The following is a 23383-nucleotide window of genomic DNA, read 5'->3' on the forward strand; positions in this document are numbered from 1 at the left end:
GAGAGTATCTCCTTCAAAAGTGTGGGTTCAAGTCCTATTTCACAGACTTGAGTGGTGCTGGCTCAAGTGTGCCACCGCCCAAAAACCTAAGTCAAGCTGAGGTCGTCAAAGTTGAGTCGGAGAGGCTCAACTCCCAGCATTCTCACAAGATAGTGGGACAATAACGTGTGCTGCCCCCGACCCCACCCGATCCCGCCGCGGACTCCGTGCGCCGACGGGCCGTGCTGGCCAAGCTCCCCCGGATATCCAGGCTCGACGGCTCCGCCATCCGTGTGTTGCTCGTCGACGACGAGGACACCCTCACCAATCTGGTGAGCCTGGCCCTGAGCTACGAGGGCTGGATCGTGGACGTCGCCCACACCGGGCAGGCCGCCCTGCGGGCCTACCGGGAGAACCGGCCGGACGTCGTGATCCTGGACATCATGCTGCCGGACACCGACGGTCTGAGCGTGCTGCGCCACCTGCGCTCCGGCGGCTCCACCACGCCGACCCTGTTCCTCACGGCCAGGGACTCGGTGGACGACCGCATCATCGGCCTGACCGCCGGCGGTGACGACTACATGACCAAGCCGTTCAGCCTCGAGGAGCTGGTGGCCCGGCTGCGCGGGCTGCTGCGCCGCACTGTGCAGGCGGTGCCCGTGGAGCAGCCTGCCCTGATGGTGGGCACCCTGACCCTGGACGAGGTCAGCTACCAGGTGCGTCGCGACGACGCCGACATCATGCTCACCACGACCGAGTTCGACCTGTTGCGCTTCTTCATGCGCAACCCGATGCGGGTGCTCAGCCGGGCGCAGATCCTCGACGAGGTCTGGAACTACGACTTCGCCGGGCGGGGGAGCATTGTGGACCTCTACGTGTCGTACCTGCGCAAGAAGATCGATGCCGAGCGCGCTCCGATGCTGCACACCGTGCGCGGCGTCGGCTACATGCTGCGGCCCGCGGAATGAGCGCGGGCGGTTCGGCGACGGCTCCCGCCGAGCGTGGCCCGGCGCCCTGGACCCTGCGCCGCCGGCTGGTGGTGGGAATCGCCGGCGTCGTGGCCGCGGTACTGCTCGGCACCGGCCTGCTGAGCATCACGGTGTTGAGCACCTCCACGAACTCCGTGGCCGACGCGCAACTCACGGCCTCGCTCTCTGCGCTGAGCCAGTCGGTCGACAAATTTCGCGCCCCGAAGCCCACGGGCGCCACCGGTCACGGCGGCGGCACCCGCAAAACCTTCGTCGACTTCGTCGGGCACGGGCGCGGCACCGTGATCGCGGTCGTGGCTGACGGCGCGGTCGCCGACTCCGCCCTGTTCTCGGACACCGGCGCCGTCGTGCTCTCCACGGACGCGATCGAAGCCATCGAGAGTGCCGTCGCCGACCGGGAGTCAGCCGGTGAGAACCGCAGCCTGGATCTGGGCGCCCTCGGCAGTTACCGCGTCGCCACCGTCGTCAACGACGGTGAAATCCTGGTGGCCGGGGTGCCCCTGGACGCCGCGGAGACGGCGCTGCTGCGTCAGGGCCTGGGCATCGCCATCTTCACGGTGCTGGCGCTGGCCGGAACCGTGGTGGGCACGATCCTGGTCGTGAGGCTCGCCCTGCGCCCCCTGGCCCGGGTGGTCGACACCGCCGTCGAGGTGACCGCGCTGCCGCTGGATGTGGGCGACCACGGCATCTCCACTCGCCTCGCGGCCGCCGACACCGATCCCCGCACCGAGACGGGCAAGGTGGGCGAAGCCCTCAACCAACTGCTCGACCACGTCGACACCGCCCTCAGCGTGCGGGCCGCCACCGACCGGCAGATGCGCCGGTTCGTCACGGATGCCTCGCACGAGCTGCGGACGCCGCTCGCGGCCATCCAGGGCTACGCCGAACTGACCCGCCAGGACAGCGCCGAGCTGCCCGAGATCACCGAGTACTCGCTCGCCCGCATCGAATCCGAGGCCCGGCGGATGAGCTCGCTGGTGAGCGACCTGCTGCTGCTCGCCCGCCTCGACGAGGGCCAGGACCTGCACGTGGAAGACGTGGACCTCGCCGACCTGCTGCTGACCGCGGTGAACGACGCGAGGGCCTCTGCGCCGTCGCACAGCTGGCTCTCCGAGGTGCCCGAAACGGCCGTGGTGGTGCGCGGCGACCGGGAACGCCTGCACCAGCTGGTGGCGAACCTGCTCTCCAACGCCAGGGTGCACACTCCGCGCGCCAGCACCGTGACCGCCCGGCTGCGGGTGGGCTCGCCCGGCATGCCGGTACAGCTGAGTGTGCAGGACGACGGGCTGGGCATCACCGCGGACCTGCTGCCGGTGATCTTCGAACGCTTCGCGCGCGGCGACGCCTCCAGGACGCAGGGCTCCGGCGGCACCCCCAGCACCGGTCTCGGCCTGGCGATCGCCCTGTCGATCGCCGAGGCGCACGGGGGCACCATCCGGGTGCAGTCCTCCCCCACCGGCACCGCCTTCACGGTCACCCTGCCCACCCCCGGCACCCGCCAGCCCACCCGCGAACTGTGACTTAAGCACCCAAAAACGCGGGATTGTGGGGCTTAAGTCTCAGTTCGCGTAAGGTTTGGCGGGTGATTCGCCTCGTCGTCGTGCTCCCGCTGAGCCCGCTGCAGGTGGGCACCGGCTTCGCCGTGGCCGAGTGGCCCCTGCACGTCACGGTGCTGGCACCGTTTCTCACGGATGCCGCCCCCGGCGACGTCGGCGACGCCATCCGTCTCGCCGTCGCCGACCAGGCGCCCCTCACCGTCGTCGCCGGCGATGACGCGCTGTTCGGGCGGCGGCACAACATCCCCGTCTCGTTGCTGCTCCCGCACGAGGACCTCACCCGGCTGCACCACACCGTGGTGGCCGCCATCCGTCCGTTCGCAGCTGCCCCGGACGAGCCGGCCTTCACCGGCGACGGCTTCCGCGCCCACGTGACCCACAAACCGCCCGCCCGCATCCACCCCGGCCAGTCGCTCATCCTCAGCCAGATCGCCCTGGTGGACATGCTCCCCCGCACCCACGAGGCCGGCCGCACGGTCCTGGCCACCGCCACTTTCGCGAACTGAGAGAAAAGCCCCAAAAACCACGAGTTTTCGGTGCTTAAGTCACGGTTCGCGGGCCGGTAATTTGGGGGAATGGAGATACGGGAGGCCCGGGAGGGCGACTGGGGCGGGATTTGGCCCTTTCTGCGGGAGGTAGTGGCGGCCGGCGAGACCTACTGCTGGCCACGGGACAGCACCGAAGCCGACGCGCGGCAGTGGTGGATGGCCAAGCCCGGCGGCCGGGTTTTCGTGGCCGACGACGACGGCCGGGTGCTCGGCACCGCCGAGCTGCACCCCAACCAGCCGGCGGCCGGGAGCCACGTGTGCAACGCCGGCTTCATGGTGGCCCCGCAGGCGGCCGGCCGCGGCATCGGCCGGGCCCTAGCCGAGCACGTCCTCGAGCAGGCCGCCAACGCGGGGTTTCGCGCGATGCAGTTCAACGCCGTCGTGGAGACCAACCACAACGCCGTGCGGCTCTGGCAGTCGCTGGGCTTCAACACTCTCACCACGGTGCCCGAAGCCTTCTTGCATCCGGTGCACGGCTACGTGGGACTGCAGGTGATGCACCGGTCGCTTCTGCCCCAACAACTGCCCCACCAGCTGCCCCAAAAACTGGGCCAACATCCGTCGCCCATTGTTTACCCCACGGCCTTAGGGTGAACGCATGACCGAGACTCTCGACGGCAACGGCGCCGCCCACGCCCCCGCGGCCCACACTCCCGCCCGCGCCGCCGTCGTCGCCTGGAGCCTGTGGGACTGGGGCTCGGCCGCGTTCAACGCCGTGGTCACCACGTTCGTCTTCTCGGTCTACCTCACCGGTTCGTCGTTCGGCGAGGAAGGCGACGTCGCCGCGCAACTGGGCTGGGCGCTCGCGATCGCCGGGTTCCTGATCGCCGTGCTCGCCCCGGTCACCGGTGCCCGCTCGGACTCGTCCGGCCGGCGCAAGTTCTGGCTGGGCGTGAACACCTTCATCGTGGTGGGCCTCACGGCCGGCATGTTCTTCGTGCTGCCCACCCCCGAGTACCTGCTGCTCGGCCTGGTGCTGCTGGCCGCCGGCAACGTGTTCTTCGAACTCGCCGGGGTGAGCTACAACGCCATGCTCGCCCAGGTGTCGACGCCGCGCACCATCGGCAAGGTCAGCGGTTTCGGCTGGGGAATGGGCTACATCGGCGGCATCGTGCTGCTGCTGATCGTGTATTTCGGCTTCATCAACCCCGACGTGGGCCTGTTCGGCGTCACCAGCGAAAACGGGCTGGCGGTGCGGGTGACCATGCTCATTGCGGCCGCCTGGTTCGGCCTGTTCGCGCTGCCGCTGCTGCTGCGGGTGCCCGAATACCGGGCGCCGGATGCCGCGAAACGCGCCAAGGTCGGCTTCTTCCAGTCCTACGTGGAACTGGGCCGCGACGTGGCCAAGCTCTGGAAGAGCAACCGCCAGGTGGTCTACTTCCTGTTCGCCAGCGCCATCTTCCGCGACGGCCTCGCCGGCGTCTTCACCTTCGGCGGGGTGCTCGCGGCCTCGGCGTTCGGCTTCTCCCCCGGCGAGGTGATCATCTTCGCGATCGCCGCGAACGTGGTGGCCGGCATCGCCACCATCAGCGTGGGGGTGCTCGACGACAGGCTCGGCGCCAAGCCCGTCATCGTCACCGCCCTACTGGGCCTCATCGTCAGCGGCAGCCTGGTGTTCCTGCTGCACGACGGCGGCCAGATCGTGTTCTGGACCGCCGGCCTGGCCCTGTGCCTGTTCGTCGGTCCCGCCCAGTCGGCCAGCCGCACGTTCCTGGCCCGGATCATCCCGGCCGGCCGGGAGGGCGAGGTGTTCGGCCTGTACGCCACCACCGGTCGCGCCGCCAGCTTCCTGGCCCCCACGGCGTTCGCGCTGATGGTGACGTTCTTCGGCGAAACCTACTGGGGCATCCTGGGCATCGTGCTGGTGCTCGTCATCGGCCTGCTGTTGCTGCTGCCGGTCAAGGCCCGGCAGAACCAGATGGGCTGAGCCCTCACGGATGCGTTCCGGCCGCCGCCCAGAGCGCGTGGAAGTGGTTGATCGGGCCGTGTCCGCCGCCGACCTCGAGCTCGTCGGCGAAAGCCACGCTGTCGCTGAGCCACGCCTTCGTCTCGGTCAACGCGCGCGGCCAGTCCCCGTGCCGAGCCGCTAGCGTGGCCAGGGCCGACGACATCGAACAGCCGGTGCCGTGGGTGTTGGTCGTGTTGATGCGCGGCGCCGAGACCTGCACGATGCGGGCCTGCCCAGGTTCGGTGCCGGCCGCGTCGACGAGGGCGTCCGGGCAGGCCGGGCCGGCCAGGTGGCCGCCCTTCACCAGCACCCGGGTGCCGGTGGCGCGGGAGAGCCGCTCGCCCTGATCGAGGGCCTCTGCCCAGTCGGCGGCCTCGGGCTCGTTCACGAGCACGGCCAGCTCGGGCAGGTTCGGGGTGACCAGGTGCACCAGCGGCACCAGGGCGCGGAGCGCGGCCTCGGCGGAGGCGTCAAGCAGCCGGTCGCCGCTGGTGGCGATCATCACCGGGTCGAGCACGATCACCGATGGACGCACCCGGGCCAGCCAGGCGGCCACGGCCTCGATGAGATCGGCCTGGCCGAGCATGCCGATCTTCACAGCGTCGATGGTGACATCGTCGCTGACCGCGTCGAGCTGTTCAACGAGGAAGGACACCGGCGGGAGGTGGACCGAACGTACCCCTCGGGTGTTCTGGGCGACGAGCGCGGTGACCACGGCCATGCCGTAACCGCCGTTCGCGGCGATGCTCTTGAGGTCGGCGTGGATGCCGGCGCCGCCGGTGGGGTCGGTTCCGGCGATGCTGAGCACCCGGGGGATGTCCCGCGGCCCGGTCATCTGGTCCACTCCCGGTGCAGGGCGCGGGCGGCGGCGCGGGCATCCGGGGCGGCGCAGACGGCCGACACCACGGCCACTCCGGCGGCACCGGCCTGGCGCAGCGGCCAGACGTCCGGGAGGCCGATGCCGCCGATGGCGACGCAGGGCAGCGCGCTGGTACGGGCGAGCGCGGCGAAACCGGGCACCCCGAGCACCGGCGGGTGGTCGGGTTTAGTGCTGGTGGCACGGATGACGCCGACGCCCAGGTAGTCCACGGTGCCGGCGGCCTGCGCGAAGACCCGGTCGAACTCGGCCGGGGAGTTGGCGGTGATGCCCACGATCGCGTCGGGGCCGACCCTGTCGCGCACCCGGGCCACGGCTTCGTCACCCTGGCCCACGTGCAGGCCGTGCACGGCGGCGCCCTCGGCGAGCGCCCGCAGGTAGACGTCGACCCGGTCGTTGACGATCACGGTGGCGCGGGTCCCGACCGCGTCGGCCACCTGCAGCAGCAGGCGCAGCACGGCGTCGTCCGAGGCGGTCTTGTCACGCACCTGCACCGTGGTGATGCCGCCGGCCACGGCGTCGATCACGGTCGCGAGCACGCCCCGGGCACCGCACAGGGCGGTGTCGGTGACGAGGTAGAGGGAGAGATCGCTCATGCCAGCCGCGCCCGGTCGAGCACGGTGGCGCCGTCGAGGGAGTGCAGCCGGTCGAGGAAGTGCACCGCGAAGCTGCCCGGCCCGGCCGCGTCGGCGGCGGCGAGCTCGGCGGCGACGGTGTACAGCAGCGTGGCGGCGGCGGTCGCGGCGAGCGTGGCGCCGGGTTCGTGCCGGTTGACGAGGGAGAGCACGGCGGCGGTGACCGCGCCGAGCGCGCATCCGCCGCCGGTGACCCGGGTGAGCAGCACATGCCCGTTGGCCACCCGGATGGTCTGCGAGCCGTCGGTGATGAGGTCGACCGCACCGGAGACGGCCACGCTCGCCCCGGTGCTGCGGGCGAGCAGGGCCGCGGCGTCGGCGGCGCCCTCCGGCGAGTCGGCGGCGTCCACGCCGCGGCCGCCGGTGCCCAACTGGGCCAGGGCGATGATCTCCGACGGGTTGCCGCGGATGGCCGTGGGCCGAAAGTGCAGCAGCTCGCGGGCCAGCCCGGTGCGCACCGGCAGCACGCCGATCGCGACGGGGTCGAGCACCCACGGAGTGCCGGCGGCGTGCGCGGCCGCGGCGGCCTCGAGCATCGCGCTGCGCTGCTCGGCGTGCGGGGTGCCCACGTTCACTAGCACCCCGGAGGCCACGCCGGCGAACGGCCCGGCCTCGGTGGGGACGTCCACCATGGCGGGCGCGGCGCCGAGGGCCAGCAGCACATTGGCGGTGAAGTTGGTCACCACCGCGTTGGTGAGGCACTGCACGAGAGGTTGGCTCTCGCGCAGGCGGTCGAGCAGGTGGGCAGCATTCTCTGGTGTCAGACGGATGGTCATCCGGGACATCCCTTCGCTAGTACGAACTAGATCAGGTTCAACGGGTGTTTTCTCAGCCCCAGCCGTGCGGCAGGGCACCCCGTGTCACTACCGAAACCCTAGCGCCCCCGACCGGCCTGCCTCCCCCGGCCGGCACCGGGCACGGGCGACCGCCCGCGAGCCCGGATTGCATACACCCGGACTAGAGGTCGAGGTCGTCGACGGCGAACCACGGCACCGGCGCCACCGAGTCCAAAAGCGCGCGCGGATCCACTTCGAAAGTCTCCAACACCACGCTGACGCCGGGTGACACGAGCGCCTCAACGCCGACCTCGCCGACGACGGGCAACCTGACCATGCCCCCGCCCTGCCGGACGGCGGCCGTGAGCGCTGCCAGGAGCGCGGTCACGTCGCACGAGCTGCGCAATCGAAACAGGCGCTCGCCGACTGTGAGGGTATGAGCCTGCATGACATCTCCCTCGGTGTAGACCTCAGGCTAGGACCAAAGCGGCGACGTGTATACACGCTTGACATGCACGCTCCGCCCGGGTGCAGAAGCGCCCGGTACGGTGGTGCGATGAGGGTCCCCAGTGATTTCCACACGGCGACGCGGGAGTTTTTCGCCCGCGACTCGCTCGTGGTGGGTCCCGAACTGCTCGGCACGGTGCTGGCGCACACGGATGCCGACGGCACCGTCGCCATCCGTCTCACCGAGGTCGAGGTCTACGGTGGCGAGCGCGACCCCGGCGCGCACGCATTTCGCGGCCGGACCGCGCGCACGGCCAGCATGTTCGGCGAGGCCGGCCATGTCTACTGCTATTTCACGTATGGCATGCACCACGCGATCAACCTCGTGACGGGCCAGATCGGCCAGCCGTACGGCTGCCTGGTGCGTGCAGGCGAGGTGGTGCTGGGAGCCGGCCTGGCTCGCGCCCGGCGGGAGGCCAAGCCGCGCAGGAGCCCGCTGCGCGACTGGGAACTCGCCCGCGGACCCGCCTGCGTGGCTCAGAGCCTGGCCGCCACCCGGGCGAACGACGGCGACGACCTGTTCGGTGGCCGGTGGCAGCTCTTGCTGCCCGACACGCACGCCGTGCTGCCGCACGAGACCGGGCCCCGGGTGGGCCTCGGCGGTCCCGGCGGCGACGGGGACCTGTTTCCGTGGCGGTACTGGTTGCCTGGTGAACCCAGCGTTTCGGCCTACCGGGCCGCCGCCGGCAGAAGGGCAGCGTCATTGTCTGAAACTCACCGGCCGTAGTCCAGGTCCGCCGGGCAGACTGGACCCATGACTAGCTCACTCATCACCAAGGCCGAACTCCTCAACGCCCTGCACGTGCCCGGCACGCCGCTGATCGTCACGAACGTGTGGGATGCGATCACCGCGAAGATCGTCTCCGAGACCCCGGGCGTGAAAGCCCTCGCCAGTGCGTCGCACTCGGTTTCCAACGTGCGCGGCCTGCCGGACGGCGAAGGCCTCACCGTTGATGAGGCCATCATCGCCGCGCGAATCATCACCGGCGCGACCGAGCTGCCGGTCTCGGTCGACTTCGAGAAGGGCTACGCCGCGGATGCCGCGGGCGTGGCCCGGAATGTGCGCCGCCTGATCGAGGAGGCCGGCGCGGCCGGAATCAACCTCGAAGACTCCGTGGGCGCCTCGAAGGCGCCGCAGTTCGACATCCCGACCGCGGCTGCCCGGGTGGCGGCGGCGCGGGAGGGCGCGGAGGCGGCCGGGGTGCCGCTGGTGATCAACGCCCGCGTCGACACCCTCGCGGGCGGCGGCGAGTGGGCCGAGACCGTTCAGCGCGCCAACGCCTATCTCGACGCCGGCGCCGACGTGATCTTCTTCCTCGGTCTCGGCGACGAAGACAAGGTGAAGCGCGCTCTCGACGAGGTGCACGGCCGGATCTCCGTGATCGGGCACCCCGGCGCCGTTCCCCTGACCCGCCTGGCCGAACTCGGCGTCTCCCGGGTCAGCTTCGGACCCGGCACCCTCGGCCTGGCCCTCGCCGCGTTGCAGCGCGCGGCCGCCCAGCTCACTGCGCTCGGCGACTACCCCGACGACCTGGGCTTCCCCTTCAAGCTCTAGTCCGGCCCTTTGCGAGGCGGGCTCGATTCGGTGCGCTCGATACGGTGGGCTCATGCCCACCTTCGCGTCGCACGATGAGACCACCCTGCACTACGACGTCGTGACCTCCGAGGCGGCGGGCGCGCCTGAGCGCCCGCCGCTGGTCGTGCTGGCCGGCGGGCCGGCCCGGCATCCGGAGTACCTGGGCGACCTGGCCGGGCTCACGCGGCTGCGCACCCTCGTGGTGCTGCACCAGCGTGGGGTGGGCGCGTCGTCGCCGTCGCCCACCGCTGCCGCCGCATCTTGGCCCGCCCTGGCCGACGACGTTGAGGCCCTCCGCCGGCACCTGGGTCTGGCCGAGATCGACCTGCTCGGCCACTCGGCCGGCACCCGCGTGGCGCTGGCCTATGCCGCCCGCCACCCGCAACAGCTGGCGAGCCTGTGTCTGCTCACCCCGCCCGCGCAATGGCTGGTGAACACCCCCGACGACAGCTCGGACATCATCACCGGGCACCGCGCCGAGCCCTGGTACGCCGACTACGTCGCGCACCGGATCGCGGCGACGGCGGCGAAGACCGCCTCCGACCTCAACCATCTGTTCCCCTACCTCGCCCCGATCGCCTGGGCGCGGTGGACGGCCCAGGCCCGGGAGCACGAGGCGACCGGCGCGTGGCATCCCGCGGCGCAGGACCTGTTCTTCGCCGGGGCCGACCCCGCCGGCATCGTGGCCGCTCTGGCGCAGGTGCACTGCCCGGTGCTGGTGGTGGCGGGCGCCGAGGACGGCCTGACCGGGCTCGCCCCGGTGCTGGCCGTCGCCGACCTGTTCGCGAACGGCCGCGCCGTGACCATCGCCGGCGCGGGACACTACCCGTGGGTGGAGCAGCCGCAGGCGTTCACCGCGGCGCTGGCCGGTTTCTACCGGCCCTCGGCGAACGCGGCTTAGACCCTCTGGCGCCGGCCGCCGCGGGGCGCGGCCGTCAGAGCGGGGCGGGGTCGAACAAGACGTGCGAGCGGCCCGTCACCGCGTCCTCGGCGACCCGGGCGCGCACCCCGTAGACGTCGCCGATGAGTTCCGGCGTGAGCACGTCCCGCGGGCTGCCCCCGGCGACCGCGCGACCGCCCTGCAGGACAAGCACGCTGTCGCAGAACATGGCCGCGAGATTCAGGTCGTGCAGGGCCACGATCGCGGTGACCGGCAGGGCGGCGACGAGGGCCAACAGCTCCAACTGATGCCGGATGTCGAGGTGGTTGGTGGGCTCGTCGAGCAACAGCTCGGTCGGCTCCTGCGCGAGCGCCCTGGCGATGTGGGCGCGCTGACGCTCACCGCCCGACAGCGTGTGCCACAGCCGTTCCGCCTTGTCGGTGAGACCCACGTGCGCCAGTGCGCGGTCGATCGCCCGCGCGTCTTCTGCAGTGTCCCCGCCGAACAGTGACCGGTAGGGCGTGCGGCCCAGCCGCACGACGTCTCGCACGAGAATGTCCACGTCGGTCTCGGCGTGCTGGGTGACCGTCGCGACGGTTCGGGCGACGTGCCGGCGACGCACGGACGTGAGGTCGGCCCCGTCGAGCGTGATCGTGCCGGCATCGGGTGCCGATACGCCCTGCAGCAGGCGAAGCAGGGAGGACTTGCCGGAGCCGTTCGGGCCGAGCAGGCCCACCGTCGAGCCGGGCTCAGGGCAGAGGGTCACGTCGTCGATCACGAGGGTGCCGCCCCGCCGCCAGCTCACGCGGTGCGCTTGAAGCGTCACGCCCTGCCCCTGCCCCTGCTTCGCAGCAGCAACAGCACGAACACCGGAACGCCCACGAGGGCGGTGCCCACGCCCACCGGCAGCGGGGTCGGGGCGAAGACGACGCGGGAGGCGGCATCCACCCACACCATGAAGACCGCGCCGAGCACGATCGTGGCGGGAATGACCCGGGAGTGGCGCTGGCCGAAGAGCAGGCGGGCGGCGTGCGGCAGAACCAGGCCGACGAAGCCGATCGCGCCGGCGATGCTCACCAGGGTGGCGGTCAACAGGGCCGTGACGACCAACAGGATCAGCCGGGTACGCCCGACGTGGATGCCGAGCGACGCGGCGACGTCTTCACCGAACGCGAAGGCGTCGAGCGAGCGCGCCCAGACCAGGCAGACCAGGGCGCCGGCCGCGACCACGCCGACGCTGAGGGCCACGTCGTCCCAGCGCATGCCTTCGAGCGAGCCGAGGAGCCAGAACATCACCCCGCGGGTCTCGTCGGAGTCAGCGAAGGCGAACACGACCAGGGAGGTAAGCGCGGAGAACAGCTGGGTGCTCGCGACGCCGGCGAGGATGACCCCCGCGGTGCCGGCGGACGAGAACCGGGCCAGGAGCAGCACGAATCCGAACGCAGCCAGGGCGCCGATGAACGCGCCGCCGGAGAGCCCGATGGCGCCGCCGCCGATACCGAGGACCCCGACGAGCACCGCCCCCGTCGACGCCCCGGAGGAGACACCGAGCACGAACGGGTCGGCGAGCGGATTACGCAGGAGCGACTGCAGGATCACCCCGCTCAGGCCGAGCCCGGCTCCGCACGCCGCGGCCACGAGGGCACGCGGCAGCCGTTCCTGCCAGACGATCGCGTCCTCCGCCACGCGCACCGGGATGTCGGCGAGCGCGAGATGGTTCAGCAGGATGTCGCGCACGTTGACGAGCGACACATCCGCCGGTCCGAGCGTGACGGCCACGCCCACCGACAGGGCGATCACGACGATGCCGAGCAGGCCAAGCCCCGCGGCGAGCACGGCGCGCGGCAGCCGGCGTCCGCGGGTCACGACCGACGCGGCGGCAACGGTGCTCAGAGCTCGTCCCCGTGCTCGTCCCACCACGCGCGGATCTTTTCGAGGCCGTCGACGAAGCGGATGGACGGGTTCATCTCGGCGCCGTGCAGGGCGATGTAGCGCTGCTCCCGCACAACCTCGAGGTCTTTCGTCAGGGGGTCGCTCTCGAGGAATTGGATCTTCTCGTCGAGACGGTCGCCCGGGAAGCGGTCGCGCTGCAGGTCGCCCAGGACCAGGACGTCTGGGTCGGCGTCGACGACTGTCTCCCAGCCCACGGCGGGCCAATCATCGGCGGTGTCGGCGAAGACGTTCGTCATGTTCGTCGTGCGGGCCAGCAGCGCCGCGGAGCCGAGTCCGCCGGCGATGTACGGCGTCTTCGTGTCGGCGAACCAGAACATGACGGTGCGGCCGTCGAAGTCCAGGCCGTCCGAGGCCGCGGCCGCCCGCTCTTCGAGTTCGCTGACGAGTGCCTCGCCCCGGTCCGACACGTCGAAGATCTCGGCGAGCTCGCGGATCTCCTGGTACAACGCGTCGATCTCGAGCTCCGTCGTGCGGGTTCCGCCACCGTTGACGCTCTCACCGTTGTCGCAGTCGGTGGGCGAGAGATACGAGCCGATGGCCGTCTCGGCGAACCGTTCGCGGCTGGCGACCCCGGCGCTGGCATAGTGGCGACCGAACGAGGCCGTGACGAAGTCGGGGTCGGTGCCCAGCAGCACCTCGTAGGTGGGCGCGTTGTCGGCCAGCCGCGGCACCGCCGAGTTCGCGTCGGCCAGCGACTCGAGCACCGGGTCGGTCCACGACGCGGTACCGACCATGCGCTCTTCCAGGCCGAGCGACAGCAGGATCTCCGTCGAGTTCTGGTCCAGCGAGACCACGCGCTGTGGGGCGGCCTCGAACGTCTGCTCGGAACCGCAGTTCGAGACGACGAGGGGATACTCCGTCTTCCCGTCGCTGGCGACGGCGAGAGCCGCCGGTGAGTCGATCGCCTCGGAGGCGCCGCAGCCCGACAGCGTGGCGAGTGCGACGGCCGTGAGCAGGCCCACGAGGGCGTGCGTCCGTTTCGTAGTGATGGGAACTCCTGAAGGTGCGAAGCGGAAAAGGACGGTTCCTCACGAATGAAGGCCGCAGTAAGTATAGCCTTACCTAAATTCAGGCCAGCGCGGTGGGGTGTTCCCTGACCCGCCCCGCGGTGACAGGATGCTCCTGTCCGAGTCCGCCGTTCCGGCCACCGTTCCGGCTACCGAAGGCTGCACATGGTGACGTTTGGCATCGAGGAAGAGTACTTCCTCGTCAACCCCCGCACCCTGCGGCCGGTCAGCCTGGCCGACACCATCCTGGGCGACCTGCCGCCCCGGGCTCGCGCGCCCGGACTCGTCACCCACGAGTTCCTCGCCTCACAGCTGGAACGGGCCTCGGCGGTGTTCACCGAGTTGGCCGTGGCCGAGGCCGACCTGGCCGGCTTCCGGGGCGAGCTGGCGGCGGTGGCCCGCGAGCGCGGCGCCCTGGCGGTCGGCACCGGCACGCCCTTCGACGCCCCGGCGGCACCGACCCTCACGGACGCAGCCCGGTATCACCGGATCGGCTCCGGAGTGCGCGGGGTCGTGCGGGACCATCAGATCTGCGCCACCCACGTGCACGTGGGCGTGCCCGACCGGGAGGCCGGGGTGCAGGCCCTGAATCACCTGCGGGTGTGGCTGCCCACGTTGTTGGCGCTGACCGGTAATTCACCGTTCTGGCGCGGCCGGGACATCGGCTTCGACTCCTGGCGGGCGGTGATCATGCGCCGGTGGGCGACCACCGGTTGCCCGCCGGCGTTCGCCGACGCTGACGACTACGACCGGCGCATCCGCCGTCTGGTCGGCGTGGGAGCCACGGTCGATACCGCCACCGTGGCCTGGTACGCGCGGCTGTCCGAGAGCTATCCCACGCTCGAGGTGCGGGTGGCCGACGCCCAGCTCGACCTGGCGCCCACGATTCTGCTGGCCGCGGTGACCCGCGCCCTGGTCGTGACCGGCGTGGCGGCGGGCGAGCGCGGTGCGCCGCCGCCGGCGGTGGAACCCGAACTGCTCGATGCCGCGCTGTGGCACGCCTCCCGCGACGGCATCCGCGGCCGGCTCCTCGATCCCACCACCCGGGAGCTGGCACCGGCGCGGGCGGTCACCGACAGCCTGCTGCGCTGGGTCGGGGACGCGTTGGAGAGCACCGGGGACCAATCTCGGGTGGCCGAGCTGATGGAGCAGGTGCGGCGCACGGGAACGGGCGCCCAGCGGCAACGGCGGGCGTTCCGCACGGGCGGGCTCGCCGGCTGGCGCACGCTCGTCGAGTCGTCGTTCAGCTGAACGGCGGGAGGGTCCGGACTCAGTCGCCGGGGCGAATCACTTCGCCCACGAATCCGGCCGATCGGATACGCAGCATCGCGATCCGGTCGTCGCGAGCGGCGGCCACGTCATAGCCGATGTAGGCCATCGACGGCAGCTTCCGCACGTTGACCGAGCACTGGAACGCCTCACCGATCAGGATGCCGACGGTGTCACCGTTGCGGCCGGCCGCCCCCGCCCGTTGGGCGCTGTACAGCACCACCTCGTTGGGCAGCTTCACATCACGGCACCACGAGCATTGGGCGCGGCGGCGTGGGGAGGCATCCGCCTGCCGGAGGACGATTCCGACAGGTTGGCCGTCGACGGGCACCACGACATAGGAGCGGCGCTTCATCTTGGGGTCGATCCAGCCCAGATAGTCCAGCCGCGCCCAGTCGAGCTCGTCGAAGCCGGGCGGCAGGGTGATGTCGGACACGACCTTGCGGGAGGCGTTCACGAAGGTGGTCCTGATGGTGGTGCTGCGCAGGGGGAACAAACTTTAGTCTCAATCGGTCGGGCGGTCGGGGTGCGGGTCGGCCGTTGGCCAGGCGCGCAGGGAGCTGTCGATGGCGTCGAGCACCCGGGTCCAGCTCGCGGCGGCGGGGGGATCCGAGTGGTCGAAGCCGCCGCCGGACTCAAGCGCGACGAAGCCGTTGATGGCGCTGCCGAGCAGCCGCACACCGTGCACCTCGTCGTCGGGGCTCAGGCCATAGCCGCTCACGATGGCCCGAGCCGACCGGGCGATGACGCCGCCGGCGCTGCCGGCGGCGGCCTCCGGCGAGACGCGGCGCTGCGCGGCCTGCCAGCGGCCGGGATGGGCGATGGCGTAGGCGCGGTGGGCATCCGCGAACGCGAACAGGGCGCTGCGGCCGGCTTTGCCGGGCAGGGTTTCGGCCAGCGCGTCGGCGAGTTCCTGCAACGCGAACGCCGCGACGAGGTCGAGCAGGCCGTCGAGCCCCGCGACGTGCGAGTAGATGCTCGCCGGGCGCACGTCGAAGCGGCGGGCGAGGGCGGAGAGCGTCACGGCCGGCAGGCCATTCTCGTCGGCCAGTTCGGCGGCGGCCTGCACCAGTCGGGCCTCGGTCAATCCGGCACGCTTCATCAGATTTCCTATGTCTCGTAGTTTACAAACTACAGCCTATAGGCACAAAGCGTGTCCGGGTCAGTCCTCGGGCAGCAGCCTGAACTCGGCACGGCCCCAGGCCACCCCGTTCACCTGCACCTCGAGGGCGTGCACCCCCGGGTGGTAGCGCCGGGTGGTGATGGCCCGAAATGAATGCGACCGGGCCAGCCGCACGGTCTCGCCGGCGGCCAGGGTCACGGTGGTGAGCTTGAAGGTCTTGCCGGTGAGGCTGCCATTGGCCTTCTGGTGGTGCATCACGTAGTCCACGGCGAGCCGGGCCGGTACGTCGCCGGCGTTGCGGATGTTCACGGTGAAGCCGATCGTGCCACCGAAGGCCACGGCCTCCGCGTCGAGCACCGGGCCGACCACGTGAACCTCGGCGGGGTGGAAGCCCAGCTGCGCGAGAGCCTGCTGGTGGTCCTTCTTCACCAGGGTGCGGAGCGCGTGCCGCACCAGCGCGGCGGTGTTCGCATCGGGCGCGGCCAGCCAGGCGGTGGCGGTGGCGACAACCAGCTCGGGCTGCTGCCGGCTGAGGTCGTTGAGGTGGTTGGCCACCGAGCGGCGCACGACCTCGTCGTCGTCGCGGTAGAGGGCGTGCAGCACCGGCAGGGTCACCGTGGGGTCGGCCAGGATGCCCGGCACCCGGATGGCCCAGGGCAGGAACGGCCGGGTGCCCTCGGAGGCCAGCCGGCGCACCGCCGGGTCGGTCGAGCCGGTCCAGCCGAGCACGATCGGCATCGCCCGCGCGAGGTCGTGGTTGAGCAGCGGCCGGATGGCGAACTCCGAGGTGAGCCGCGGGGTGAGCTCGGCGAGCATCCGCATGCCGTCGTCGAACGCGGCGGCGGTGCCGGCGTCGATGGACTTGGCGGCGATTGCGCTGGTGACCGGCCAGATCAGCCAGCCGCTGAAGGGCAGGGTGCCCTGCGCGGCGGCGCGGATGGTGCCGGCGAACGTGTCGTAGTCGCCGGGCAGGTCGGTCAGCAGCGCGTCGCGCAACAAGTCGCTGCGCTCCCGCAGCGACAGCGGGCCGAAAGCGTCGGCGGCGGTGTGCAGCGCGGTGAGCTCGGCGTGCGGCACGGCGGCCTGGATCGCCGCGGCGAGCGCGCGAGCGGTGGGCACTCCGATGAGTTCGTCGGCAAAGGGCATGGGGCTCCTGGCGGTGGGCGGCACGGTGGGGATTCCAGCGTGGCACACGGCTGACCGGTACTGGCAGAACCTGTTGCCGATCCACGACCGTGGGTAGCGTCGAGGGCAGGGACTGCGCCACCGCCCGCCACCCGCCCACCCTCCCCTCAACCCGAATGGAGCCCCCAGATGAGCGACTGGACCGCTGACGAGCTGACCCGCATCGGCCAGGCCGAGGAACTGAAGGTCGCCTCCACCCGCGCCGACGGCACCCTGCGCCCCTACGTCACCATCTGGGTGGTGCGCGCCGGCGATGACATCTACATCCGCTCCGCCTACGGCTCGAAAAACCCGTGGTTCGTGCGGGCCACGAAGAGCGGCACCGGCCGCATCCGCGCCGGCGGGGTGGAGAAGGACGTCGCGTTCACCGACGCCCCAGCGGATGCGCACGGCGCGATCGACGCGGCGTACCACGCCAAGTACGACCGCTACGGGGCCGCGATCGTGGGGTCGGTGACCGGGTCCGACGTCGAGGCGACGACGTTCAAGCTGGTGCCCCGCGCCGACGGCGAGTAGCCAAGCCTGCAGGCTTGCATCCAGTAGCGTCGCAGAGGTGACCCCGTCCCCCGACCTGCCGACCTATGACGTGCCCGCGGGCTGGCTGCCCAGCTCGGCGTCCCGCCAGCCGCTCCGCCTCGTGAACGCCGTCGCGTTCTCCGCGGCGTCGACCCCGCCGCCGGACCAGTGGACGCACTTTGCCAAGCTCCGGCCGGTTCCGTGGAAGATGGTGGCCGGTTTCGCCGCCATCGCCCTGTTCTGCGTCTGGGGAATCTTCGGCACCCTCACGCAGTATGCCGACCAGCTTGTCTACGCCCTGTTCTTTGTGGTGCTGATGGGTGTCGGGGCGCTGTTCTTCGGCTGGGCCGCCATCAAGTCCATCACCTCGTACCGCACCCGCACCGGCTGGCCCCACCTGCACGGCCTGGGCCTCGGAACCTCCGGCATCGCGTATCGCCTCACCGGCGGCGACTCCGACATTCCGTGGGAAGCGGTGACATCGATCAGGGCCATGCTCACTAACGAGCTCAATCTGGCCAAGGCCGGCATCCCCGTTCTGCGGGTGCAGTACGCCGGGTCGAAGGTCGACCTGAACACCCAGATCCTGGGAGCCAACCCTGTGGTGCTCTACTGGGCGCTCCTCTACTACTGGACCAACCCCGCGAGCCGCGGCGAGCTCGGCACGACCGTGGCGCAGAAGCGCATGGATGGCTGGCTCGCGCAGGTCACCGGCGCTGGTCCCGCGCGCCCGGTCAGTTAAGGCGGAGTTTTTCGCGGCTCGCCGTGTTTTCGGGCTGCGCAGGCGGCGTTTCCCGAAAAACTCCGCCTTTACATTCTGGGGCGGGACGAGGCGCGCTTCTGCCGGGCGCGACAACCAGGGCAATCGCGCCCGCACCGAGCACGAGCCCCGCGAGGGTGGCCGGCGTGAACGGGTCGCCGAAGAGGATGCTGCCGGCCACGGCCGTGGTCGGCGCCACCAGGTAGAGCAGCGCGTTCAGGGCCGTGATGCCGAGCCGGCGCAGCAGGTACCAATACAGCGCGTAGGCGATGAGGGTGGGGAACACGGCGATCAGCAGCGTGGAGACCCAGAAGCCGGCGGTGGCCGGCGGGGTGAGCGACCCGGTGAGCGCGGCCAGTAGGGTGACGCCCACCAGCGTGATTCCGGCGTGGGTGGCCAGGGTGGCGAAGACGCTGAGCCTGGCAGCGGTGCGCCTCTCCAGGAAGGTGGCGGTGACCAGGCTGGCCAGCGACACCAGCGGCAGCAGGTACGCCGGGGTCGGAGACATCGACGCCGAGGCATCCGCCGCGACGATCAACACCACCCCGACCGCGCCGAGCACCAGGCCCAGCCACTGCACCGCCCGCACCCTGAGGCCCAGGAGCGGACCGACCAGGGTCGCCACGACCAGCGGCTGGATTGCGTCGATGAGGGCGGTGGTGCCGGCCGAGACCCCCGCGCCGACGGCCAGGTAGATGGGCAGGATGTAGCCGAACTGGGCGAAGAGTCCGATGGTGAGGTGCGGGCGGATGTCCCGCCAGGCCGGGAAGACCACCGAGCCCGCTCGGAGCCGACGATCTCGGAGCCGGAGGGCCAGCATCCCGATCAGCAGGATCGCCGCGACGACGAGGTACCGCCAGACCAACACGGTCAGGGCCGGGGCCGTGTCGGTGCCGACCTTCGCGATGATGAAGCCGGAGCTCCAGGTCAGCACGAAGGCGGCCGAGGCTCCGACCAGAAGCAGGCGCTGGGGTATACCGATCTGTTTACTCATTCGACCGAGTATACAGATCTGTGTAGCGTGCGCGGTAGAGTTGGGTCATGACCACTGAGAACTCGCCCGAGGTGATCCCGCATTACACGCCGGGGGCCGAGCGGCTGCTGGCCGCCGCGTCTGACCTCTTCTACCGCGAGGGCATCCACGCCGTCGGCGTCGACACCATCGCGGCGGCGGCCGGGGTGACCAAGAAGACTCTCTACGACAGGTTCGGGTCGAAGGAGGCGCTGGCCGTGGCCTACCTCCGCGGTCGGGACGCGCGGTGGCGGGAGTACCTGGAGCAGGAGCTCGCGTCGGAATCGCCCGGCAGCGTGGACCGCATCCTCGCGGTGTTCGACATCTCGGCGCGCTGGGCCGTCGTCAACAGCAACAAGGGCTGCAGCGCCATCAACGCGCGCGCCGAGATGGACGACCCGTCGCATCCGGTGGCCGTCGAGGCCATTCGCCAGAAGAAGTGGATGCGCGACGTGTTCGAGCGGCTCTGCCGGGAAGCGGGCGTCGCTGATGCGGACCGGGTGGCCGACATCCTGATGCTGCTCTACGAGGGCGGCCTGGTGACCGTGGGAATGGGCACCTTCGCCGACCCGTTCGGGGCCGGGCGCACGGCCGCTGCCTCGATTCTCAAGGCCGACTCCCCCTAGGGACGGCGCGTGGCCGCCTTATCGTGCGCGGCTTCCTGCCGGGCACTGGCTTCGCGCTCGGCCCGGTCGGCGGTTGCGGCGTCGTCCACGCTGAGCATCACGCCGCTGTCCCGCAGGGTGAACAGGTGCAGCATAATCCGCCAGCGGCCGACCTCCCACAGGCGGGGCGGGATCTCCTCGTCGTCCCAGGCATCTGTCGGGGTTCCCAGATTCTGGCTGAGCAGGGCAAGGATGCGGTCATAGCCGAGCCTGGTTCCCGGATCGTTCGGGCGCGGCGCGTTGTACAACTGCAGGTTGATGCCCAGGAAATCGCCGGAGTGGGTACTCCAGCTGGCGTAGACCTCGCCACCGAACGGGCCAGCGAGGCGCCGGATGTCGACCGGGCTCGGCCACGTCTCGACGTCGGCCGGGTCATCGGCGACGACCCTGGAGTCGGCGCCAGCGTCGGAGTCGGCCGGCCGCACACCCAAGGCAGCGAAGAGGTCGCGCACGGCCTCGTCCGTCGCCGGCCAGGCGCCGCGGGTGACCGCGAGGACCAACTGCACGGCCTGGGCAGGGTCGGGCGCCAGCGAATCCGCGGGCGGAGCATCCGTCATGCGCACAGACTATGCCCACCCAGCGGCGGTGTTAGTTACTCGCGCGTTGCTGATCGGCCCAGTAAGCGCTCAGCTCCTCGATGGACGTGGTGGAAGCAGGTTTTTTGTTGGTCCACGCGGTTTCCAGGCTGGGTGATCCGGCAGCTGCCTCCACCGTGAATACACGCGGTTGATCGAAGACCTCGATCTCGGTGCTCGCCGTCCTCCAGAGCCCGCTGGCGATGACGGCGTCCACCATCTGCTTGCCGACCTCGGAATCATAGAGTGTGGAGCGGAACTCGAGGCTGTCCGGCTGAGCGCTGAAGTGCATCACATCGCTAGCGACGCCCATGGCGAGCACGGACTCAGCCAATCCAAGCTGAGCTTCCAACGTCCCGTCACCGTTGCTGTAGATCGTCACCCGAGCGTTGCCGATCCGGATCTGGTCGATGGAGTCTGGTCGTGGCGCCGCATCGATGGTCGTTGCCGCCGAGCGCAACAGGCTCGAATCGGAGATTTCCAGATCAATAACGTCATCCGTGACCGAGTATTCGCTCACTCCGGGTGTGGAAACGAACAGGTCAAACAGCCCAGCCAGCTGGGGGGTGTCGGCGGTGACGGAGAACGGGGAGCCGTTTTCCGCGTCAACGCTGAATGCGACCGAAGAGTTGTCCGGATCGGAAGCGTACGGCTGGAGCGTGGCGATCATCGCGTCCCGGCCCGATGCGTCGGCGATCGTCACCTCGAGCTTCGTGCAGGGTTCCAGGTGCAGGGAGATGACCGCTGGACCCAGCAGGAGGCTGTCGAAGGCGGCCATCACCGAGTCAGCGGTCTCGCACCGGTCTGCACCGTCTTCGATACCGAAATAGGTCTCGTCGTCCTCATTGGCGGTCAGGGACAACGGCGGGTTTTCCGGCGCACCATATTTGCCATACAACGCCGAGAGATCGGCTTTCGGTCCGGAGATGAGGGCGAACGATTGATAAACGGCGGCAAACGAGACCCTGTCGTCCGCGAACGCGGCGAGTGCCAGACCGACCAACAGTGACGTCTCCTCCTGCGTCGGCGCGATTTCGAAGCTCACCTTTCCGTATTCGAGGCTCATGCCCACTTCGCCGCCCTTTCCGGCCAGGTACTCCGTCGCGGCCTCAGCGAGGCGTCGAATCTGGTCGTCGGTTGCCGAATCGCTGATGGTCCCCTCGACCTCCGGATCGCACATCGCCTCGCAGCCGGCCAGGCGGACATCCGAGGTCTCGATGATCTGGCTCTTGCTCAGCCATCGCTCCGCGGCATTGCCTTGGATCGAACAGGAGGTCAAGCTGGCGGCCGCCAATGCCGCCAAGCCCAACGTGGCCAGGATTCTGCTGTGCTTGCGAATACGGATGGTTCCCCCTGATTGGTGCAATGTCGGATCGGTTTCTGCGGCCTGACTCGGAGTTTTCATCCGCCCCCTCAGGAGTGCCCACTGTAGCGCGGGCCACCGCGGTAACGGCCCCGCGTTCTGTGCCTCCGTGTACCGTGGACGACCTGAGCACCCCGACGAGAGGACTGCACCGATGAACGCCGAACCGACCAAGGCACCGACCGGCATCCTGCGCGGCATGAGCAACGTGAGCTATTGGGCCGCAGACCACGCCGCCGCGACGGCCTGGTACACCGACCTGTTGGGCATGGAGCCGTACTTTCAGATGCCCGGCTATGCGGAGTGGCGGGTCGGCGACTACGGCCACGAACTTGGCCTGATCGACGCCCGGTACGCCCCGCAGCCGTCGGCGGATGTGCCCGGTGGCGCGGTGCTCAACTGGCACGTTGACGACGTCCGCGTTGCCCTGGACCGGCTGCTCGAGCTCGGCGCGACGCTGCGTGAGGACATCCGGGAGCGCGGGGAGGGCTTCACCACGGCAGCCGTGGTGGACCCGTTCGGCAACGTGCTCGGTGTGATGACGAACCCGCACTACCGGCAGGTGCTCGCCGACGCCACCCCCGACGGGGAGGCGGCCCGGGCGGGGCATCCGGCCGGTTGACGACCTGGTCAGGCTCCGCCGCGTAGGGCGCGAATCACGTCCAGCGCACGATCCCCTTCCGGGGCCGGGACGAGCAGGTCGTCGTGGTGGAAGCCGGCGAGCACATTGCACCTGATGCCCGCGTCGGCCAACCCGAGGGAGAAGGCGGCGGTCAACCCGCCCGCCTCCAGCGACGAGTGCACGGTCAACGCCAGCGTGGCGAGCATCGCCGGGAGATCGGTCGATCCGGTGGTTATGGCGTGGCCCGCTCCGTGGCGTCGGGGTGACGGGGTGAGGCAATGACGGCCCGGCTCGCGGAGAGCAGGGCAGCGCTGACCGTGTCGGCGTTCCCGAGGTAGCCGCTGACCATTGCGCCGTCGCGCAACATCATCAGCTCGTCGGCGACCGTCGGGTCGTCGATGCCGATCGAGGCGGTGAGCTTCTCTAGCATCGACCGGAACCAGGCGCGATGGCCCTCGACAACCTTCCGCACCGGATGGTCGGCATCCGCGTACTCGGCTGCCGCATTGATGAACGGGCACCCGCGGAAACCCGGCGTGCAGGCCTCCCGACCGATTCCCTCTGACACCAACCGGATCGTCTCGTCGACGTTGCCGTGCGCCGCCTCACTCGCGCCGAGGATCGCGTCGCGCTCCCACGCGGCCCGGCGCTCGAGGTAGGCCACGATCAGGTCGTCCTTGGTGGGGAAATGCCGGTAAAAGGTGACCTTGGTGATGCCGGCCCGCTCGATGATCTTGTCGGCGCTGACCGCACGCAGGCCGTGCGCGTAAAAAAGCTCAGCGGCCGCATCCACGATTCGCCCGCGGGTGAGCTCGCCGCGGGTGGGGGTTGGCGTTGCCGACGCCGCCGTCGCATCTGCCGCTGTCATCGAAGTTCCTTCATGTCGTCGAAAGGGAGGAATCGGCGAGCCGACGCGTTGATCGGCACCCGTCGTTTTCCCGGGGTTCCACTATAGAACACCGAAATAGGGGAACTAGTTCGTCTACGGGCTTGCGCTTTCGTCACCGAGGCCCCATTCTGTACTCAGACGGAGAGGTACTAGTTCGTCTACCTAGCATCCCT

Annotated in this window: 28 protein-coding genes and 1 riboswitch; of the genes, 13 read left to right on the forward strand and 15 right to left on the reverse strand. The window is 70.3% G+C overall.

Translation table 11 applies throughout. The features are described 5' to 3' along the window. The first annotated feature begins 206 nt into the window (after window positions 1-206). From CXY76_RS10420 to CXY76_RS10440, 5 genes are all read left to right on the forward strand, one after another. Window positions 207-947: a response regulator transcription factor gene (locus tag CXY76_RS10420; protein ID WP_369826129.1), complete on the forward strand. Its 741-nt coding sequence runs from the start codon at window positions 207-209 to the stop codon at window positions 945-947. After that, entirely contained in the window at window positions 944-2488 is a 1545-nt protein-coding gene (locus CXY76_RS10425; RefSeq protein ID WP_104164183.1) for a cell wall metabolism sensor histidine kinase WalK, read from the forward strand. Before CXY76_RS10420 ends, CXY76_RS10425 begins: the two co-directional genes overlap by 4 nt. Window positions 2489-2550: 62 nt before the next feature. Further along, entirely contained in the window at window positions 2551-3030 is a 480-nt protein-coding gene (locus CXY76_RS10430; protein WP_158253880.1) for a 2'-5' RNA ligase family protein, read from the forward strand. Window positions 3031-3099: 69 nt separating this feature from the next. Further along, complete coding sequence (locus tag CXY76_RS10435) at window positions 3100-3666, forward strand: GNAT family N-acetyltransferase (RefSeq protein ID WP_104164187.1); 567 nt, start codon at window positions 3100-3102, stop codon at window positions 3664-3666. A gap of 4 nt (window positions 3667-3670) precedes the next feature. Beyond that, the gene (locus CXY76_RS10440; RefSeq protein WP_104164189.1) at window positions 3671-4999 is read left to right on the forward strand and encodes an MFS transporter; all 1329 of its coding nucleotides are present in this window, start codon (window positions 3671-3673) and stop codon (window positions 4997-4999) included. Between the two features lie 4 nt (window positions 5000-5003). Here CXY76_RS10440 and thiD read toward each other — a convergent pair whose 3' ends face one another. The 4 genes from thiD to CXY76_RS10460 form a co-directional block, all read right to left on the reverse strand. After that, a complete protein-coding gene (thiD, locus tag CXY76_RS19825; protein WP_233199698.1) occupies window positions 5004-5855 on the reverse strand; it encodes a bifunctional hydroxymethylpyrimidine kinase/phosphomethylpyrimidine kinase in 852 nt (283 codons plus the stop codon). After that, window positions 5852-6493 carry a thiamine phosphate synthase gene (thiE, locus tag CXY76_RS19830; RefSeq protein ID WP_104164191.1) on the reverse strand — a complete coding sequence of 214 codons (642 nt, stop codon included), beginning with the start codon at window positions 6491-6493 and terminating at the stop codon, window positions 5852-5854. The genes thiD and thiE overlap by 4 nt, the downstream gene beginning before the upstream one ends. Then, a complete protein-coding gene (thiM, locus tag CXY76_RS10455) occupies window positions 6490-7308 on the reverse strand; it encodes a hydroxyethylthiazole kinase (protein ID WP_104164193.1) in 819 nt (272 codons plus the stop codon). The genes thiE and thiM overlap by 4 nt, the downstream gene beginning before the upstream one ends. After that, window positions 7300-7400, reverse strand: a riboswitch (TPP riboswitch). Its footprint overlaps the gene before it by 9 nt. 89 nt (window positions 7401-7489) lie before the next feature. After that, on the reverse strand, window positions 7490-7756 hold the full coding sequence (locus CXY76_RS10460) for a hypothetical protein (RefSeq protein WP_104164195.1): 267 nt from the start codon (window positions 7754-7756) through the stop codon (window positions 7490-7492). 108 nt (window positions 7757-7864) lie between these two features. Between CXY76_RS10460 and CXY76_RS10465 the strand changes: the two genes are divergently transcribed. From CXY76_RS10465 to CXY76_RS10475, 3 genes are read left to right on the forward strand one after another with little or no spacing between them, the layout of a single operon-like run. Further along, window positions 7865-8542 (forward strand): DNA-3-methyladenine glycosylase, encoded by a 678-nt coding sequence (locus CXY76_RS10465; RefSeq protein ID WP_104164197.1) that lies wholly within the window; start codon window positions 7865-7867, stop codon window positions 8540-8542. A gap of 27 nt (window positions 8543-8569) precedes the next feature. After that, window positions 8570-9370 (forward strand): isocitrate lyase/phosphoenolpyruvate mutase family protein, encoded by an 801-nt coding sequence (locus tag CXY76_RS10470; protein WP_104164199.1) that lies wholly within the window; start codon window positions 8570-8572, stop codon window positions 9368-9370. Window positions 9371-9422: 52 nt separating this feature from the next. Further along, window positions 9423-10292, forward strand: coding sequence for an alpha/beta fold hydrolase (locus CXY76_RS10475; protein WP_104164201.1), 870 nt, complete (start codon window positions 9423-9425; stop codon window positions 10290-10292). 34 nt (window positions 10293-10326) lie between these two features. On the opposite strand, the gene CXY76_RS10480 is transcribed toward CXY76_RS10475, so the two are convergent. The 3 genes from CXY76_RS10480 to CXY76_RS10490 are packed head-to-tail and all read right to left on the reverse strand — an operon-like array spanning window position 10327 to window position 13186. Then, window positions 10327-11097: an ABC transporter ATP-binding protein gene (locus tag CXY76_RS10480; protein ID WP_104164203.1), complete on the reverse strand. Its 771-nt coding sequence runs from the start codon at window positions 11095-11097 to the stop codon at window positions 10327-10329. Continuing rightward, window positions 11094-12188: an iron chelate uptake ABC transporter family permease subunit gene (locus CXY76_RS10485; protein ID WP_104164545.1), complete on the reverse strand. Its 1095-nt coding sequence runs from the start codon at window positions 12186-12188 to the stop codon at window positions 11094-11096. The genes CXY76_RS10480 and CXY76_RS10485 overlap by 4 nt, the downstream gene beginning before the upstream one ends. Further along, window positions 12161-13186: an ABC transporter substrate-binding protein gene (locus tag CXY76_RS10490; protein ID WP_233199699.1), complete on the reverse strand. Its 1026-nt coding sequence runs from the start codon at window positions 13184-13186 to the stop codon at window positions 12161-12163. Before CXY76_RS10490 ends, CXY76_RS10485 begins: the two co-directional genes overlap by 28 nt. A gap of 210 nt (window positions 13187-13396) precedes the next feature. On the opposite strand from CXY76_RS10490, the gene CXY76_RS10495 reads away from it, so the two are divergent. Further along, window positions 13397-14482 (forward strand): glutamate--cysteine ligase, encoded by a 1086-nt coding sequence (locus CXY76_RS10495; protein WP_104164207.1) that lies wholly within the window; start codon window positions 13397-13399, stop codon window positions 14480-14482. A gap of 19 nt (window positions 14483-14501) precedes the next feature. Here CXY76_RS10495 and CXY76_RS10500 read toward each other — a convergent pair whose 3' ends face one another. The 3 genes from CXY76_RS10500 to CXY76_RS10510 are packed head-to-tail and all read right to left on the reverse strand — an operon-like array spanning window position 14502 to window position 16769. Continuing rightward, window positions 14502-14996, reverse strand: coding sequence for an FBP domain-containing protein (locus CXY76_RS10500; RefSeq protein WP_104164209.1), 495 nt, complete (start codon window positions 14994-14996; stop codon window positions 14502-14504). Window positions 14997-15005: 9 nt separating this feature from the next. Beyond that, entirely contained in the window at window positions 15006-15602 is a 597-nt protein-coding gene (locus CXY76_RS10505) for a TetR/AcrR family transcriptional regulator (RefSeq protein WP_104164211.1), read from the reverse strand. 60 nt (window positions 15603-15662) lie between these two features. Further along, window positions 15663-16769 carry a DNA alkylation repair protein gene (locus tag CXY76_RS10510; protein ID WP_146073428.1) on the reverse strand — a complete coding sequence of 369 codons (1107 nt, stop codon included), beginning with the start codon at window positions 16767-16769 and terminating at the stop codon, window positions 15663-15665. Between the two features lie 168 nt (window positions 16770-16937). Between CXY76_RS10510 and CXY76_RS10520 the strand changes: the two genes are divergently transcribed. Together CXY76_RS10520 and CXY76_RS10525 are read left to right on the forward strand one after the other, a co-directional pair. Beyond that, on the forward strand, window positions 16938-17324 hold the full coding sequence (locus tag CXY76_RS10520) for a DUF2255 family protein (protein WP_104164218.1): 387 nt from the start codon (window positions 16938-16940) through the stop codon (window positions 17322-17324). Between the two features lie 37 nt (window positions 17325-17361). After that, window positions 17362-18066, forward strand: coding sequence for a hypothetical protein (locus tag CXY76_RS10525; RefSeq protein ID WP_104164220.1), 705 nt, complete (start codon window positions 17362-17364; stop codon window positions 18064-18066). Here the strand turns inward: CXY76_RS10525 and CXY76_RS10530 are convergent. Then, on the reverse strand, window positions 18059-19078 hold the full coding sequence (locus CXY76_RS10530) for a DMT family transporter (RefSeq protein WP_104164222.1): 1020 nt from the start codon (window positions 19076-19078) through the stop codon (window positions 18059-18061). The two genes, CXY76_RS10525 and CXY76_RS10530, sit on opposite strands and share 8 nt — an antisense overlap. A 47-nt stretch (window positions 19079-19125) precedes the next feature. On the opposite strand from CXY76_RS10530, the gene CXY76_RS10535 reads away from it, so the two are divergent. Continuing rightward, entirely contained in the window at window positions 19126-19722 is a 597-nt protein-coding gene (locus tag CXY76_RS10535; protein ID WP_104164224.1) for a TetR/AcrR family transcriptional regulator, read from the forward strand. Here the strand turns inward: CXY76_RS10535 and CXY76_RS10540 are convergent. Further along, window positions 19719-20318: a hypothetical protein gene (locus CXY76_RS10540; RefSeq protein ID WP_104164226.1), complete on the reverse strand. Its 600-nt coding sequence runs from the start codon at window positions 20316-20318 to the stop codon at window positions 19719-19721. The genes CXY76_RS10535 and CXY76_RS10540 overlap by 4 nt on opposite strands. A gap of 31 nt (window positions 20319-20349) precedes the next feature. Beyond that, on the reverse strand, window positions 20350-21741 hold the full coding sequence (locus CXY76_RS10545; protein WP_146073429.1) for a hypothetical protein: 1392 nt from the start codon (window positions 21739-21741) through the stop codon (window positions 20350-20352). Between the two features lie 112 nt (window positions 21742-21853). Between CXY76_RS10545 and CXY76_RS10550 the strand changes: the two genes are divergently transcribed. Further along, a complete protein-coding gene (locus tag CXY76_RS10550; protein WP_233199701.1) occupies window positions 21854-22321 on the forward strand; it encodes a VOC family protein in 468 nt (155 codons plus the stop codon). 8 nt (window positions 22322-22329) lie between these two features. Here CXY76_RS10550 and CXY76_RS10555 read toward each other — a convergent pair whose 3' ends face one another. Beyond that, window positions 22330-22527 (reverse strand): ACT domain-containing protein, encoded by a 198-nt coding sequence (locus CXY76_RS10555; RefSeq protein WP_199190270.1) that lies wholly within the window; start codon window positions 22525-22527, stop codon window positions 22330-22332. Window positions 22528-22553: 26 nt separating this feature from the next. Further along, window positions 22554-23189: a TetR/AcrR family transcriptional regulator gene (locus CXY76_RS10560; protein WP_104164230.1), complete on the reverse strand. Its 636-nt coding sequence runs from the start codon at window positions 23187-23189 to the stop codon at window positions 22554-22556. Between the last annotated feature and the right edge of the window lie 194 nt (window positions 23190-23383).

This window comes from Cryobacterium sp. N22 (genome assembly GCF_002929555.1).
Taxonomy (GTDB): Bacteria; Actinomycetota; Actinomycetes; order Actinomycetales; family Microbacteriaceae; genus Cryobacterium.

Coding starts and splice junctions, on each gene's coding strand:
- CXY76_RS10535 (WP_104164224.1), top strand. CDS start 19,126: ATGACCACTGAGAACTCGCCCGAGGTGATCCCGCATTACACGCCGGGG.
- CXY76_RS10510 (WP_146073428.1), bottom strand. CDS start 16,769: ATGCCCTTTGCCGACGAACTCATCGGAGTGCCCACCGCTCGCGCGCTC.
- CXY76_RS10505 (WP_104164211.1), bottom strand. CDS start 15,602: ATGAAGCGTGCCGGATTGACCGAGGCCCGACTGGTGCAGGCCGCCGCC.
- thiE (WP_104164191.1), bottom strand. CDS start 6,493: ATGAGCGATCTCTCCCTCTACCTCGTCACCGACACCGCCCTGTGCGGT.
- CXY76_RS10540 (WP_104164226.1), bottom strand. CDS start 20,318: ATGACGGATGCTCCGCCCGCGGATTCGCTGGCGCCCGACCCTGCCCAG.
- CXY76_RS10520 (WP_104164218.1), top strand. CDS start 16,938: ATGAGCGACTGGACCGCTGACGAGCTGACCCGCATCGGCCAGGCCGAG.
- CXY76_RS10530 (WP_104164222.1), bottom strand. CDS start 19,078: ATGAGTAAACAGATCGGTATACCCCAGCGCCTGCTTCTGGTCGGAGCC.
- CXY76_RS10460 (WP_104164195.1), bottom strand. CDS start 7,756: ATGCAGGCTCATACCCTCACAGTCGGCGAGCGCCTGTTTCGATTGCGC.
- CXY76_RS10555 (WP_199190270.1), bottom strand. CDS start 22,527: ATGCTCGCCACGCTGGCGTTGACCGTGCACTCGTCGCTGGAGGCGGGC.
- CXY76_RS10425 (WP_104164183.1), top strand. CDS start 944: ATGAGCGCGGGCGGTTCGGCGACGGCTCCCGCCGAGCGTGGCCCGGCG.
- thiM (WP_104164193.1), bottom strand. CDS start 7,308: ATGACCATCCGTCTGACACCAGAGAATGCTGCCCACCTGCTCGACCGC.
- thiD (WP_233199698.1), bottom strand. CDS start 5,855: ATGACCGGGCCGCGGGACATCCCCCGGGTGCTCAGCATCGCCGGAACC.
- CXY76_RS10545 (WP_146073429.1), bottom strand. CDS start 21,741: ATGAAAACTCCGAGTCAGGCCGCAGAAACCGATCCGACATTGCACCAA.
- CXY76_RS10495 (WP_104164207.1), top strand. CDS start 13,397: ATGGTGACGTTTGGCATCGAGGAAGAGTACTTCCTCGTCAACCCCCGC.
- CXY76_RS10465 (WP_104164197.1), top strand. CDS start 7,865: ATGAGGGTCCCCAGTGATTTCCACACGGCGACGCGGGAGTTTTTCGCC.
- CXY76_RS10435 (WP_104164187.1), top strand. CDS start 3,100: ATGGAGATACGGGAGGCCCGGGAGGGCGACTGGGGCGGGATTTGGCCC.
- CXY76_RS10475 (WP_104164201.1), top strand. CDS start 9,423: ATGCCCACCTTCGCGTCGCACGATGAGACCACCCTGCACTACGACGTC.
- CXY76_RS10550 (WP_233199701.1), top strand. CDS start 21,854: ATGAACGCCGAACCGACCAAGGCACCGACCGGCATCCTGCGCGGCATG.
- CXY76_RS10440 (WP_104164189.1), top strand. CDS start 3,671: ATGACCGAGACTCTCGACGGCAACGGCGCCGCCCACGCCCCCGCGGCC.
- CXY76_RS10560 (WP_104164230.1), bottom strand. CDS start 23,189: ATGACAGCGGCAGATGCGACGGCGGCGTCGGCAACGCCAACCCCCACC.
- CXY76_RS10470 (WP_104164199.1), top strand. CDS start 8,570: ATGACTAGCTCACTCATCACCAAGGCCGAACTCCTCAACGCCCTGCAC.